This is a genomic window from Rhizobium sp. SYY.PMSO (assembly GCF_046840415.1).
GTDB lineage: Bacteria > Pseudomonadota > Alphaproteobacteria > Rhizobiales > Rhizobiaceae > Rhizobium.
Genome location: NZ_CP177349.1, coordinates 1,271,250 through 1,285,607 on the forward strand (window position 1 = coordinate 1,271,250; position 14,358 = coordinate 1,285,607).

Below are 14,358 nucleotides of genomic sequence, written 5' to 3' on the forward strand. Positions count from 1 at the left end.
CGCGTCATGAAGAAGACCAAGGTTGTTCGCATCCACGAAAATGGCGGTCCCGATGTCATGAAGCTGGAGGAGGTGGATCTGCCGCCTCCGGGCGCCGGTGAGGTACAGATTCGCCATGCCGCGATCGGCCTGAATTTCATAGACGTTTATTTCCGCTCCGGTCTCTACAAGGCGCCTCGGTTTCCGTTGCCGCTCGGCAAGGAAGCGGCAGGAACGATCACCGAAGTCGGGCCCGGCGTGACCGATTTTGCCGTGGGTGATCGCGTGGCCTATGTCGGCAGCGACGGCGCCTATAGCGTCGAGCGCAACATCGAGACCCGCCATCTGGTGAAGGTGCCCGACGATATTTCTCTCGAAACGGCGGCATCGATGATGCTGAAGGGAATGACGGCCGAATATCTGCTGAACCGCACCTTCAAGGTCGGTCCCGGTACGACCTTGCTGTTTCACGCGGCCGCAGGCGGCGTGGGCCTGATCGCCGGCCAGTGGGCCAAGGCTCTCGGAGCCGGCACCGTCATCGGCACCGCCGGTTCCGCAGAAAAGGTCGAGCTGGCATTGGCGCATGGCTACGATCACGTCATCGATTACGGCAAGGAGAACTTTGCCGATCGCGTCCGCGAGATTACCGGCGGCAAGGGCGTCGATGTCGTCTACGACTCGGTCGGCAGGGACACGTTCCCGCATTCGCTCGATTGCCTGAAACCGCGTGGCATGTGGGTCACCTTCGGTCAATCGTCCGGCCCGATCGAGAATTTCAATCTCGCCATCCTCAATCAGAAGGGATCGCTTTTTACCACGCGCCCTAGTCTTTTCGCCTATGTCGGCACGCCTGAAGAGTTGAGAGCCAGCGCCGACGCATTATTTGCTGTTGTGCAAAGCAACAAAGTGCGTATCAATATTCATCAGACTTATCCGTTGAGCGAGGCTGGGCGCGCGCACGCGGATCTTGAAGCCAGGAAAACGAGTGGAACTACACTACTGATCCCATAGATCCGTAAAGGGCAGGACGGTGGGAAGGAAATGAGGGGAACGTGTCGTCATCCGATGTGCCGGCAACCGGTGCACTATTGTCGGTTCGCAAACTGACGAAACTATTCGGTAGTTTTGCAGCCTGTAACGAAATCGATCTTGAAATTCAGCCAGGCGAAATTCACGCTCTCCTCGGTGAGAACGGCGCAGGCAAATCCACGCTCGTCAAAATGCTGTTCGGCGTGCTCGAACCGTCGCACGGGCAGATCGTCTGGCAGGGGCAGCCTGTGTCGATCGATGCGCCGGGCACGGCGCGCAAGCTCGGCATCGGCATGGTATTCCAGCATTTTTCCCTGTTCGAAGCGCTGACTGTCGCGGAAAATATCGCGCTTTCGCTCGACAGCAATATTCCGCTCGCAAAAATTTCCGAGGAAGCCGCAAAGCTCTCGCACGCCTATGGACTGCCACTCGATCCGAATGCCCATGTGGCGGACCTTTCCGTCGGCGAGAGGCAGCGCATCGAAATCGTCCGCGCGCTCCTGCAGAATCCCAGGCTCATCATTCTCGACGAGCCGACCTCGGTATTGACGCCGCAGGAGGCCGATCGCCTGTTCGAGACGCTTTTCCAGCTCAGAGACGAGGGGCGCTCGGTGCTTTATATCAGCCATCGGCTGGAGGAAGTGCAGCGCATCTGTTCGCGCGCCACTGTGTTGCGTCATGGCAAGGTTACGGGCGCCTGCGATCCCAGGCAGGAAACGACCGGATCGCTTGCCCGCATGATGGTCGGCAGCGATGTCGCCAGCGTCCAGCACGAAGGTCTCGGCAAGACGGGGGATATTCTCCTGGAGGTTGCCGGCCTTTCGGCACCGGCCCGAACTCCCTTCGCCATGTCGTTGAAGGGTGTCTCCCTGCGCGTGCGCGCCGGTGAAATCCTGGCGATTGCCGGTGTTGCCGGAAATGGCCAGGGTGAATTGTTCGATGTCATCTCAGGCGAATACACCGTCGCATCCGACGATCTGATCCAGTTGCGCGGCAAGCCGGTGGGGACCAAAGGCATCAATGCGCGCCGGCTGCTGGGAGCCGGTTTCGTACCGGAGGAGCGTCATGGTCATGCGGCCGTATCGGCATTGAAGCTGTCGGACAATCTCGTGCTCGCCCGTAATCAGTCGGATCGCAAGGCATTCCTCGGCGGCGGATTTCTCAACGTCATCAGACACGGTGCGGTCAAGCAGGCGACGAAGCGGATCTGCGCTGCGATGGATGTGCGCAAGAGTGGCGAGGACCCGGCTGCCGGCGCTCTTTCCGGCGGCAATCTGCAGAAATTCATCGTCGGCCGCGAACTGGATCGGCAGCCGAGCGTGCTCGTCGTCAATCAGCCGACCTGGGGCGTGGATGCGGGCGCCGCAAGCCGTATCCGTCAGGCCCTGGTCGATCTCGCTCGCGACGGTTCGGCCGTGCTCGTCATCAGTCAGGATCTCGATGAGATTTTCGAAGTCGCGACGGATATCGCCGTCATCTCCGAAGGGCGTCTGTCGGCATCCTATCCCGCCGGCGAACTGACCCGCGAAAAGATCGGCCTGCTGATGGGCGGCCTGCATGAATCCACGACGCATTCGGAGCCTGCCCATGCGCATTGAACTCGAAAAGCGCCCGCAGGTCTCGAAATTGTTCGGCTTCCTGTCGCCGCTGCTCGCTCTCGTATTGGCGCTGATCGCCGGCACGATCATGTTCGCCGTCATGGGCAAGGACCCTGTCGAGGCGCTCGATGCCTTTTTCGTAGAGCCCCTCTTGGAAGTCTGGTCGCTGCACGAACTGGCGATCAAGGCAGGGCCGCTGATTCTGATCGCCGTCGGCCTTTGCCTCTGTTACCGCTCCAACAACTGGAATATCGGCGCGGAAGGCCAGTTCACCATGGGGGCGGTCGCCGGCTCGTTCATCCCGATCATCTTCACGGACTGGCATTCGCCGATGGTTCTGCCGTTGATGCTGATTGCCGGCGCCATCGGTGGCGCGCTTTATGCAGCCATTCCGGCGCTCTTGAAGGCGCACTTCAATACCAATGAGATTTTGACGAGCCTGATGCTGGTCTATATCGCGCAGCTTTTCCTGGATTGGCTCTCGCGCGGGCCTTGGCGCGATCCGCAGGGCCATAACTTCCCGCAGAGCATCGATTTTCCGCCGGAGGCTGTGCTGCCGGCGATATGGGAGGATTCCGGGCGGGCGCATTGGGGAATCGTCTTTGCCGTGATCGCGGCGATCCTCGCCTGGTTCCTGATGAAATATACGCTGAAGGGCTTTGAGATAACGGTGCTCGGCCAGTCGGCGCGGGCAGGGCGCTTTGCCGGTTTTTCCTCGCGCAAAATGGTCTGGTTCGCCTTCCTCTTCTCCGGCGCGCTTTCGGGCCTTGCCGGCATATCCGAAGTTTCCGGCTCCATCGGCCATCTGCAACCGGCGATTTCGCCGGGTTACGGCTTTACTGCCATCATCGTCGCATTTCTTGCGCGCCTCAATCCGCTCGGCGCCATCCTTTCGGGTTTTGTGCTCGCCCTGACCTATCTCGGCGGCGAGGCGGCGCAATTGTCGCCGGGCATTTCCGCCAAGGCGGCGAGCGTTTTCCAGGGTCTGCTGTTGTTTTTCGTGCTCTCCTGCGACACGCTGATCTACTACAAGATCCGTCTGGTCTGGTCGCGGGTTCGGGGAGGTGCGGCATGAGCGTCTTTGAAGCAGTCCTCCTCACCATCATCACCGCGTCGACCCCGCTCGTCATCGCCGGTCTCGGCGAACTGGTGGTGGAGCGCTCCGGCGTGCTCAATCTCGGCGTCGAAGGGATGATGATCATCGGCGCCGTGGCGGCTTTCGTCGGGGCGCAGATAAGTGGATCGCCTTATGTCGGCTTGGTGACGGGCATCATTGCGGGCGCGTTGTTTTCGCTGCTGTTCGGCTTTCTTACCCTGACCCTGGTCACGAACCAGGTCGCGACCGGCCTGGCGCTGACCATTCTTGGCCTCGGTCTTTCCGGCATGATCGGCGAGGGCTATGTCAGCGTGCCGGGCGTGCAGCTGCACGAGATCGTCTTCCCGTTTCTGTCGGATATTCCGCTGATCGGATCGGTGCTGTTCAAGCAGGACCTGACGTTCTATCTCTCGATTGCGCTGCTCATCGGGGTCAACTGGTTCCTCTTCCGCAGCCGTGCGGGCCTTAAGCTGCGCGCCGTCGGCGACAGCCACGGCTCGGCGCATGCGCTGGGCATCGACGTCATACGCACGCGCTATCTCGCCGTCATGTTCGGCGGTGCCTGCGCCGGACTTGCCGGTGCGCAATTGTCGCTTGTGTACACGCCGCAATGGGTCGAGAACATGTCGGCCGGCCGCGGCTGGGTGACGCTGGCATTGGTGGTCTTCGCATCCTGGCGGCCGATGCGCGTCATGGCCGGCGGCTATCTCTTCGGCGCCGTGACGATCCTGCAGTTTCACGCGCAGGGATTCGGCATCGGCATTCCCTCGCAGTTCCTGTCGATGCTGCCTTATGCATCGACTATTGTGGTTCTCGTCATCATCTCTCAAAATCGCCGCGCGACCTTGATCAACACGCCAGCGTCGCTCGGCAAGGCCTTCGTTCCGGAGCGTTAAGAACAAGAACCGGACGGATTTCATAGTGTCAAACCAACAGGGGTAACCATGAAAAAACTAGCACTCGCACTCGCCACGACAGCCGCTTCCATCGTTGGTTTCGCCGCTGCGGCCGAAGCGGCGCCGACCAAGGTCTGCTTCGTTTACGTCGGCTCGCACACGGATGGCGGCTATTCGCAGGCCCACGATCTCGGCCGCCAGCAGATCCAGAAGGAATTCGGCAACAAGATCGAGACGCCTTATCTCGAAAACGTGCCGGAAGGCCCGGATGCCGAGCGCGCCATCGAGCGTCTCGCCCGCTCCGGCTGCTCGCTGATCTTCTCCACCTCGTTCGGCTTCATGGACGCGACCGTCAAGGTTGCCGCCAAGTTCCCGAAGGTGAAGTTCGAGCATGCGACCGGCTTCAAGAGCGGCCCGAATCTCGCGACCTACAATTCGCGCTTCTATGAAGGCCGCTACATCCTCGGCCAGATCGCCGCCAAGACGTCGAAGAACCATGGTGCCGCCTACATTGCATCCTTCCCGATTCCGGAAGTTGTCATGGGCATCAACTCGTTCGAACAGGGCGCCCGTTCGATCGACCCGAGCTTCAAGCTCAAGGTCGTCTGGGTCAACACCTGGTTCGACCCAGGCAAGGAAGCCGACGCCGCCAAGGCCATGGTCGATCAGGGCGTCGATGTTTTGACCCAGCACACCGACACCACCGCGCCGATGCAGGTCGCAGAAGAGCGCGGAATCCATGCATTCGGTCAGGCTTCCGACATGATCAAGGCTGGCCCGAAGGCACAGCTGACCGCTATCGTCGACACCTGGGGCAACTATTATTCCAAGCGCGTGCATGCGCTGCTCGACGGCACCTGGAAGTCCGAGCAGAGCTGGGACGGCCTGAAGGACGGCATCCTGAAGATGGCGCCCTACACCAACATGCCCGACGACGTGAAGAAGATGGCTGAGGAAACCGAAGCCAAGATCAAGTCCGGCGAAATCGCGCCGTTCACCGGCCCGATCAACAAGCAGGACGGCACGCCCTGGCTGAAGGCTGGCGAAAAAGCCGACGACGGCACGCTGCTCGGCATGAACTTCTACATCGAAGGCGTGGACGACAAGCTGCCCGCTTCGAAGTAAGGCATCCAAATAGACTGAGGTAGACAAGGGGCGCCTGCGGCGCCCCTTTTTTCTATACGTCACCAAGTTGGTCTGCCCCGTGGGGCAAATCAATTAAAAGGTGAAAACGCGTGAAAGAACGAGTACGCTGTTACGGCAATCTCTAACTCACATATGAAGCTGGGTATCGCTATGTGTGTCAGATATGTAACCGCAATATCAATGGCTCTGGCTTTATTTGCAGCAACTGCGCACGCCGACGAAGGTCAGGATAGATACAACGCCGGAGACTACGAGCGCGCGCTGAAATATTGGCAACCTGGCTGAAAATGGAGATGCTCAAGCCGAGTTTGGTTTGGGGCTTCTCTATGAAACCGGGCATGGTGTGGTGCAAAACTTTGATACGGCCCAAAGTTGGTATCGTAAGGCGGCTGAGCAAGGCTTGTCTGATGCGCAAAATGCACTAGGGGCAATGTATGATGTTGGTCGGGGGGTTGCCAAAGATGATGTGCAAGCCACTGAGTGGTATCGTAAGGCGGCGGAACAAGGAAATGTCCACGCAGAAGTGAATTTGAGTACTCGGTATCAATGGGGGCTTGGCGTTCCTCGGGATATAAACCTAGCTATTGCTTGGCTTGAAAAAGCATCCGATGCTGGTAACTCCGTTGCTCAAGCCAATTTAGGCTTCATCTACCTGACGGAGGATGGAATAAAGGACTATTCGAAGGCTGCAATTCTTTTTCAAAAGTCAACGGATCAGGGGTACTCGGGGGGGCAAAATGGTCTTGGCACAATATGCTTTCTCGGACTGAACAGACCGAAAGACTATACTTGCGCAGTGGATTGGTTTCGGAAAGCGGCAGCGCAGGGCGCTCCAGCGGCGGAAGCGAATCTTGCGAATGCGTATGCCGGTGGCTTTGGGGTCAAAAAGGATACCAGCCTGGCGATATTTTGGTATCGAAAAGCTGCGGAGCAAGGCAACCCAGACGCAGAAAAGAGTCTTGGGGATGCATATGCTGTTGGCGGTTTTGGGCTCGAAAAGGATATTGACTTGGCAATATTCTGGTATCGAAAGGCTGCCGAAAAAGGAAATTTTGAGGCGCAAGAACGTCTACAATATATTCTCGATCGCCTACATATCCTTAAGGGTTAGCTCTTCAGCATATCTCTGTAATTGGTATCTCATCTCCGCAGCAATAGAAAGATTATCCAAGCGCACAAGCATCTTCAATATTTCCTTCAGGACGCGTGCACCCTGAAAGGCTAAATGATGAATTAAAAATATTACTATATGATTTTTTGACCCGTGGGCCAGCGAGATAGCCCTTGGCGGATGTCGCCGGTCTATCCGGAATCGTTTTTTCGCTCTATACATCGGCCGGATATTCGCTGGCCACGGTTGGTGTCGAGCTTGACGCGATCGCTGCCGTGGTGATCGGCGGAACGTTGCTGACGGGAGGAGCGGGGTTCGTCGGAGGGACACTCATCGGAATTCTCATACAGGGCTTGATTCAGACCTACATCACCTTCGATGGAACGCTTTCCAGCTGGTGGACGAAGATATTGATCGGCTTGCTGCTGTTTGCCTTTATTCTGATGCAGAAGGGCCTTCTGCTGCTGTCCCGTTTCAATCGACGATACGCCTGAGGGAAGGACGGAGTGTTTGCGCAGCCGATGGCTTGATACGAGAGAACCCGGTGGAAAGTCGCGCACGAGCCATGCTCAGGTGGTCGACGACCTCGGCAAGGCGATCGTTTCCGGCGTCTTTCCGATCGGCAGCATCCTTCCGGGCGACGGCGAGCTTCTGGAGCGTTTCAAGGTATCGCGCACGGTGCTGCGCGAAAGCATGAAGACGCTGGCGGCAAAAGGGCTGGTGGTGCCGCGGGCGCGGGTGGGGACACGCGTCACCGAGAGGATCCATTGGAACATGTTCGACAATGAGGTGCTCAACTGGCACTTCGAGAGCGGCATCAACAAGGAGTTTCTTCTCCACCTTTACGACATACGCATGGCGTTCGAGCCGTTCGCGGCGGGTCTGGTGGCGCAGCGGGCGAGCCCGGAGGACATCGACCTGCTTCGCCGTCTTGCCGCGTCCATGGCGGCTGCGCATCACACGCCGGACAGCCTTGCGGTTGCCGACCTGCATTTCCATCTGGCGATCACCGAGGCTTCGGGCAATCCGTTCATGCGGTCGCTCGGCGGGCTTATCGAGGCGGCGCTTGTCGGCATGTTCCGCATGAGCGCGCCTCCTGCGAGCAACGGGTTCGGCAATATAGCCGATACGCATATGGCCATCGTCGATGCCATCGCCGCGGGCGACAGCGCGGCGGCGCACAAGGCGATGGAGTTCGTCATCAACGATGGACGGCGATATGTCCTGCGGGCTTTCGAGGCTCTTGCCGAGGCTTGATACCTCTTTCGAATTTCGTCGTAGTTCATCGATCGACTTGTTGCTATGAGGGGATTCCGCCGGTTACGGGCGGTGCCTGACCGTATTTTCGGAGCTTGAAATGGAACGTACCTGCCTCGCCATCATCCTCGCCGCCGGCGACAGCACTCGGATGAAGTCGTCTATGTCGAAAGTCCTGCATCCGATCGCCGGCCGTCCGATGATCGCGCATGTGATGGAGGCGATCGCCAAGACCGATATTTCGGCGGCGGCTCTCGTCGTCGGGCGCAACGCGGATGAGGTCAGTGTGGCGGCAAGCATCGGCGGCATCGCCGTCGAATCCTATCTGCAGAAGGAACGCCTCGGCACCGGTCATGCCGTACTGGCAGCGCGCGAGGCGATCGCCAGGGGATATGACGACATTCTGGTTGCCTATGGAGACGTGCCGCTGCTCACCGACGCGCCGCTTCGCGCAGCCCGCCAGGGATTGGCCGAAGGCAACGACGTCGTCGTCATTGGCTTTCATACCGACAATCCCAATGCCTATGGCCGATTGCTGGTCAAGGACGGCGAACTGATCGCCATCCGCGAAGCGAAGGACGCGACCGATGCCGAGCTGGCGATAACCTGGTGCAACAGCGGCCTGATGGCGATCAACGGCCGCAAGGCGCTGGATCTTCTCGATCGCATCGGCAACAACAATGCCAAGGGCGAATACTATCTCACCGATCTTGTCGAGATTACCCGCTCGCTGGGCGGCCGTGCGGTGGCCGTCGATGCTCCGGAAGTCGAGATGACAGGCTGCAACAACCGGGCCGAACTCGCCTTCATCGAGCGTCTCTGGCAGGAGCGCCGCCGGCATGAGCTGATGTTGTCCGGCGTTACCATGATTGCGCCGGAGACCGTGTTTCTGGCCTATGACACGGTAATCGGCCAAGACGCGCTCATCGAACCGAATGTCGTGTTCGGTCCCGGTGCGGTAATCGAGGGCGGCGCGGTCATCCATGCCTTCTCCCATATAGAGGGCGCCCATGTCGGCGCCGGTGCGACGGTTGGCCCGTTCGCTCGGCTGCGGCCGGGCGCGGATCTCGCCAGCGACGCCAAGGTCGGCAATTTCTGCGAGGTCAAGAACGGCAAGATCGGCGAGGGCGCCAAGGTCAATCACCTGACTTATATCGGCGATGCGACGGTGGGCGCCGGCAGCAATATCGGCGCTGGCACGATCACCTGCAACTATGATGGGGTCAACAAGCACCAGACCCATATCGGCGCCAACGCCTTCGTCGGATCCAACTCTTCGCTCGTCGCACCGGTTCGCATCGGCGAGGGCGCCTACATCGCTTCCGGCAGCGTCATCACAGACGATGTTCCTGCCGATGCGCTTGCCTTCGGCCGTGCGCGCCAGGAGGTGAAGCCGGAGCGTGCCAAGATCATCCGTGAAAGGGCCCTTGCCATCAAGGCGGAAAAGAAGGGCGGCCACTAAACCCATGGGCGAATGACGTAACGGTCGGAAATCGAAAGTGACCGTTGCGGCAATTGAGAAAATTGCAGGAATGATTAGGACTTGCCCTCATATCTGAGGCCAGACGGAGAGTTGTATGTGCGGTATTGTCGGGATTGTCGGAACGAAGCCCGTAGCGGATCGCCTGGTGGATGCGCTGCGGCGCCTCGAATATCGCGGCTATGATTCGGCCGGGGTTGCGACGATCCATGACGGCGTGATGGATCGCCGCCGCGCGGAAGGCAAACTCTTCAACCTGGAGAAGCGGCTGGAATCAGACCCGCTGCCAGGTACGACAGGCATCGCCCACACGCGCTGGGCAACGCACGGCATTCCGAATGAGACCAATGCCCATCCGCATTTCGTCGAGGGTGTTGCCGTCGTTCATAACGGCATCATTGAAAACTTCTCCGAGCTGCGCGAGGAGCTGAAGGCCGAAGGCAAAGTGTTCGCATCGCAGACGGACACGGAAGTCGTGGCACACCTGCTTGCCAACTATATCCGCGAAGGGCTGGACCCGCGCGCGGCCATGCTGAAGATGCTCAACCGCGTCACCGGTGCCTATGCCTTGGCGGTGATGTTCCAGAGCGACCCCGATACGCTGATGGCGGCGCGTTCCGGCCCGCCGCTCGCTGTCGGATACGGCAAGGGCGAGATGTTTCTCGGCTCGGATGCCATTGCGCTTGCGCCGTTCACCAACGAGATCACCTATCTCGTCGATGGCGATTGCGCCATCGTCACGCATGGCGGCGTGACCATTCTCGATTTCAACGGCAATGAAGTGAGCAGGCCCCGCCAGATTTCCCAGGCGACTGCCTATGTGGTCGACAAGGGCAATCATCGCCACTTCATGGAAAAGGAAATCTACGAGCAGCCGGAGGTCATCTCCCATGCGCTCAGCCACTATGTCGATTTCGGCAGCCGTCGCGTCCGCACGGATGTTTCGTCAATTGACTTCGGCAGCGTTTCCGGCCTCGCGATCTCGGCCTGCGGCACGGCCTATCTTGCCGGTCTGGTCGGAAAGTACTGGTTCGAGCGTTATGCGCGTCTTCCCGTCGAAATCGACGTCGCCTCGGAATTCCGCTACCGCGAGATGCCTTTGTCTCCTTCGCAGGCGGCGTTGTTCATCTCGCAGTCCGGCGAGACGGCCGATACGCTGGCTTCGCTGCGTTACTGCAAGGACAATGGCCTGAAGATCGGCGCCGTGGTCAATGTCAGGGAATCGACCATCGCGCGCGAATCCGATGCGGTATTTCCGATCCTGGCCGGCCCCGAAATCGGCGTTGCCTCCACCAAGGCTTTCACCTGCCAGCTCGCCGTTCTCGCGTCTCTGGCGATTGGAGCGGGCATAGCCCGCGGCACCGTCAGCGCCGAGGAGGAAGAGGAGATGGTGCGCCATCTCGTCGAGATGCCGCGCATCATGGCGAATGTCCTGAACATCATCCAGCCGCAGATGGAAAACCTGTCGCGGGAGATTTCGAAGTTCAAGGACGTGCTCTATCTCGGCCGAGGCACCAGCTTCCCGCTGGCCATGGAAGGCGCGCTGAAGCTGAAGGAAATCTCCTATATCCATGCCGAGGGCTATGCGGCCGGTGAGTTGAAGCATGGGCCTATCGCGCTCATCGACGAAAACATGCCCGTCATCGTTATCGCCCCGCACGACCGCTTCTTCGACAAGACCGTTTCCAACATGCAGGAAGTAGCCGCGCGTGGCGGCCGCATCATCTTCATCACGGATGAATTGGGCGCAGCCGCCTCGACATTGCCGACCATGGCGACGATTACCTTGCCCGCTGTCGACGAGATCATCGCGCCGATCATCTTTTCGCTGCCGATTCAATTGCTTGCTTATCACACCGCTGTCTTCATGGGCACCGACGTCGACCAGCCGCGCAACCTCGCCAAATCGGTGACGGTGGAATAAAGTATCCCGCTGTCTCGCCTTCGTCGTCACGTCGTCGTGAGCCGGGCGCTTGATCGGCCCTGCGCGGCAGCGGACGGGTTGTATGCCGCGCCGATTTCTGGCACGTTTCTTGAGTGGAGATGGTGGGGAGGATTTGCCGGGTAGCGGTAGCGACGGAACGGAGTTTTCGAGCGGCGAATGACTGATAAACTCATCAAAATATCCGTAACCACGCGGATCAGAAATAATTTCCTGGCCGGCCTGATTATCTGCGCTCCGATAGCCATCACGCTCTGGCTAACCTGGTCTGTCGTCCATTGGGCCGATAGCTGGGTGCGCCCCTATATTCCCGCACGCTACGATCCCGAGAGCTATCTGAATTTTGCCGTTCCAGGCACGGGTCTGGTGATCGCGATGATCTTCATCACGATCGTCGGCTTTCTTGCCAAGAATCTCATTGGCCAGAGCATCGTCCGCTTCGGCGAGTCGATCGTCAATCGCGTGCCGTTGGTACGAACCATCTACAAGAGCGTCAAGCAGATCTTCGAAACCGTGCTGAAAGAGCAGGGCACCTCGTTCAAGAAGGTGGGCCTCATCGAATATCCAAGCGCTGGCCTCTGGTCCATGGTGTTCATATCGACGGATGCCAAGGGCGAGATCGCGTCGAAGTTCAATGCCATGGGGCAGGACATGGTGGCCGTCTTCCTGCCTCCCACGCCCGTACCCACAGCGGGCTTTCTGGTGTTCGTTCCCCGCGAAAAGATCACGGTCCTCGACATGAGCCCGGAGGATGGCGCCAAGCTGCTGATATCAGGCGGTCTCGTATCCCCCGATTACAAGGAGGAACTGGTCGCGACGAAAAGCCTGCGTCCGCCGGTTCCCATGAAGTCGCTCTCCTAGAGCAATTCCAGGAAAAGTGCGCAGCGGTTTTCCGTCCGGAATCGCGAAAAAACAAAGGGATAGAGCGGTTCATCGATTCCGTGAAACGAGGAACCGCTCTAGGATAATTCCAGGAAAAATGCATAGCGGTTTTCCGTCCGGAATTGCGTCAAAACAAGGGGATGGAGCGTTTTCGCAATTCGAGGAAAAGCGGAAAGGTTCTGGAACAGCTCCAGCCGTTGGCCGGCCATCCTCGCGTCGTGCGCCAGCTGTCATGTGCGTATCATATTGACGCCTTAGACCGTCCTTCGAAACAGACAATCGGGATCATCTCGCCAGCGGCATGTGCGGAGCGCCAGCGCCGGGCAGGGCTTTTGTCGCGGGGCTTTCAATCCGCCGGAGATGGACGCCGTTGTCTTCGCACAGGTTTTCATCAGGAGGATATTGCCTTGAAAAATATGCGTTTCAGGAGCCTGCCGCTGCTTTCGGCCGCGCTCGCCACATTTGTCTTTACCGCGCCGATAATGGCGCTTGCGGATAATTCCGTAACGGTCGAGGGCGTGACGCTCGTCAATAAGGGCCGCGTCGCCGTGGGGCGCATTCCCTCCAATCTGCGCGACAAGTTCGGCGAAACCTTCGGCTCCGGTTCCGGCATGTCGATCGATACGAAGAGCTGGGTTCGCAACGCCGACGGCACTTATAAGGGTTCGCTATGGCTGCTGCCCGACCGTGGCTACAATGCTGTCGGCACCACGGATTACCGCCCGCGCCTGAATACGATCGACGTCACCTTGAGCCCGGTCGCGCCCGGTGCGACGCCTGAGGCCGGCAAGGAGCAGTCGGGCGTCGATGCCAAGCTTGCCGATACCCTGTTGTTGAAGGACGACAGGGGCGCCGACACCACCGGCCTCGACCCGGCCGACGGCACCCGAAAGGCGGAAGGCAGCATGCCGCTTTTGCCCCAGGCCCCGAACGGCAAGATCTCGCTTGATACCGAAGCGATTGCGCGACTTCCCGACGGTACGATGTTTATCAGCGACGAGTATGGACCCTATATCTATCGCTTCGCCGCCGATGGCCGCATGATGTCGGCAACGCCGCCGCCGGCAGCCCTGCTGCCGATGCGCCATGGTGCCGTCAACTTCGCCTCCAATAATCCCGGTCCCGGCGAAACCGCTCCGGATCCGAAGGACCCCACCAGCGGCCGCCAGAACAATCAGGGGCTGGAGGGCATGTCGCTGACGCCGGATGGCAAGTTCCTGATCGCCGTGCTGCAATCGGCAACCCGCCAGGATGGCGGCGACTCCAGCTCCACACGCCAGAACACCCGCGCGCTGATCTATGATGCCGCCGATCCCGCAAATCTGAAGCTGGTGCATGAATATGTCGTGCCGCTGCCGGTCTTCACGAATGAGAAGGGCAAGACTGCGGTTGCCGCCCAGAGCGAAATCTACGCGCTTTCCGCGCGGACATTCCTCATGCTGGCCCGCGACAGCAACAACGGTTACGGCCAGAAGGGCGACAAATCGCTCTATCGCAGCGTCGTCGCTGTCGATGTGTCCGCCGCAACCGATATCGCAGGCAGCAAGTTCGATGCCGATACGGCGGTCGCTCCCAAGGGTGTTCTCGATCCCTCGGTAAAACCCGCAACGGTCAGCCAGTTCATCGACATCAACGACAGCGCCGATCTCGCACGCTTCGGCCTCCACAATGGTGCGCCGAACGACCGCGACAATCTCTCGGAGAAGTGGGAGGCCATGTCGCTTGCCAGCGTCCAGGACCCGAAGCTGCCGGATGACTACTTCCTGTTCATTGCCAATGACAACGACTTCCTGACCCAGGACGGCTATCAGGTCGGCACTGCCTATAAAGGCGATGGCGGCGCCGATGTCGATACCATGTTCCAGGTGTTTCAGGTCACGATCCCTGGCCTCGCTGGCAAGTAAGTTCAAGAAATAGGGATGGACGCGGCAATCGCGTCCAT

11 protein-coding genes and 1 pseudogene are annotated in these 14,358 nt (G+C 59.4%); all 12 read left to right on the forward strand.

What is annotated here, in order from left to right; all coding sequences use genetic code 11:
• Window positions 1-6 precede the first annotated feature (6 nt).
• On the forward strand, window positions 7-990 hold the full coding sequence (locus tag ACJJVH_RS06190; protein WP_112796178.1) for a quinone oxidoreductase family protein: 984 nt from the start codon (window positions 7-9) through the stop codon (window positions 988-990).
• 41 nt (window positions 991-1,031) lie between these two features.
• Entirely contained in the window at window positions 1,032-2,606 is a 1,575-nt protein-coding gene (locus ACJJVH_RS06195) for an ABC transporter ATP-binding protein (RefSeq protein ID WP_112796176.1), read from the forward strand.
• Window positions 2,596-3,681 (forward strand): ABC transporter permease, encoded by a 1,086-nt coding sequence (locus tag ACJJVH_RS06200; protein ID WP_112796174.1) that lies wholly within the window; start codon window positions 2,596-2,598, stop codon window positions 3,679-3,681. Before ACJJVH_RS06195 ends, ACJJVH_RS06200 begins: the two co-directional genes overlap by 11 nt.
• Window positions 3,678-4,598, forward strand: coding sequence for an ABC transporter permease (locus ACJJVH_RS06205; protein WP_112796172.1), 921 nt, complete (start codon window positions 3,678-3,680; stop codon window positions 4,596-4,598). The genes ACJJVH_RS06200 and ACJJVH_RS06205 overlap by 4 nt, the downstream gene beginning before the upstream one ends.
• A 48-nt stretch (window positions 4,599-4,646) precedes the next feature.
• Complete coding sequence (locus tag ACJJVH_RS06210) at window positions 4,647-5,723, forward strand: BMP family ABC transporter substrate-binding protein (RefSeq protein WP_112796171.1); 1,077 nt, start codon at window positions 4,647-4,649, stop codon at window positions 5,721-5,723.
• 334 nt (window positions 5,724-6,057) lie between these two features.
• Window positions 6,058-6,855: a tetratricopeptide repeat protein gene (locus tag ACJJVH_RS06215; protein ID WP_412064911.1), complete on the forward strand. Its 798-nt coding sequence runs from the start codon at window positions 6,058-6,060 to the stop codon at window positions 6,853-6,855.
• Window positions 6,856-7,037: 182 nt separating this feature from the next.
• Window positions 7,038-7,349 (forward strand): annotated as a pseudogene (locus ACJJVH_RS06220) (ABC transporter permease subunit); the annotation flags it as partial.
• Window positions 7,350-7,365: 16 nt separating this feature from the next.
• Window positions 7,366-8,112 (forward strand): FadR/GntR family transcriptional regulator, encoded by a 747-nt coding sequence (locus ACJJVH_RS06225; protein ID WP_412064912.1) that lies wholly within the window; start codon window positions 7,366-7,368, stop codon window positions 8,110-8,112.
• Window positions 8,113-8,212: 100 nt separating this feature from the next.
• A complete protein-coding gene (gene glmU, locus ACJJVH_RS06230) occupies window positions 8,213-9,574 on the forward strand; it encodes a bifunctional UDP-N-acetylglucosamine diphosphorylase/glucosamine-1-phosphate N-acetyltransferase GlmU (protein ID WP_412064913.1) in 1,362 nt (453 codons plus the stop codon).
• Between the two features lie 115 nt (window positions 9,575-9,689).
• Window positions 9,690-11,516 (forward strand): glutamine--fructose-6-phosphate transaminase (isomerizing), encoded by a 1,827-nt coding sequence (gene glmS, locus ACJJVH_RS06235; RefSeq protein WP_113424165.1) that lies wholly within the window; start codon window positions 9,690-9,692, stop codon window positions 11,514-11,516.
• A gap of 177 nt (window positions 11,517-11,693) precedes the next feature.
• Window positions 11,694-12,395, forward strand: coding sequence for a DUF502 domain-containing protein (locus ACJJVH_RS06240; RefSeq protein ID WP_412064914.1), 702 nt, complete (start codon window positions 11,694-11,696; stop codon window positions 12,393-12,395).
• A gap of 428 nt (window positions 12,396-12,823) precedes the next feature.
• Window positions 12,824-14,320, forward strand: a complete 1,497-nt coding sequence (locus ACJJVH_RS06245; RefSeq protein WP_412064915.1) for an esterase-like activity of phytase family protein — start codon at window positions 12,824-12,826, stop codon at window positions 14,318-14,320.
• The last annotated feature ends 38 nt before the right edge of the window (window positions 14,321-14,358 follow it).

What these genes read in the sequence shown, in the direction of transcription:
- ACJJVH_RS06190 (WP_112796178.1), top strand. Translation starts at nt 7, where the DNA reads ATGAAGAAGACCAAGGTTGTTCGCATCCACGAAAATGGCGGTCCCGAT.
- ACJJVH_RS06200 (WP_112796174.1), top strand. Translation starts at nt 2,596, where the DNA reads ATGCGCATTGAACTCGAAAAGCGCCCGCAGGTCTCGAAATTGTTCGGC.
- ACJJVH_RS06205 (WP_112796172.1), top strand. Translation starts at nt 3,678, where the DNA reads ATGAGCGTCTTTGAAGCAGTCCTCCTCACCATCATCACCGCGTCGACC.
- ACJJVH_RS06210 (WP_112796171.1), top strand. Translation starts at nt 4,647, where the DNA reads ATGAAAAAACTAGCACTCGCACTCGCCACGACAGCCGCTTCCATCGTT.
- glmU (WP_412064913.1), top strand. Translation starts at nt 8,213, where the DNA reads ATGGAACGTACCTGCCTCGCCATCATCCTCGCCGCCGGCGACAGCACT.
- glmS (WP_113424165.1), top strand. Translation starts at nt 9,690, where the DNA reads ATGTGCGGTATTGTCGGGATTGTCGGAACGAAGCCCGTAGCGGATCGC.
- ACJJVH_RS06240 (WP_412064914.1), top strand. Translation starts at nt 11,694, where the DNA reads ATGACTGATAAACTCATCAAAATATCCGTAACCACGCGGATCAGAAAT.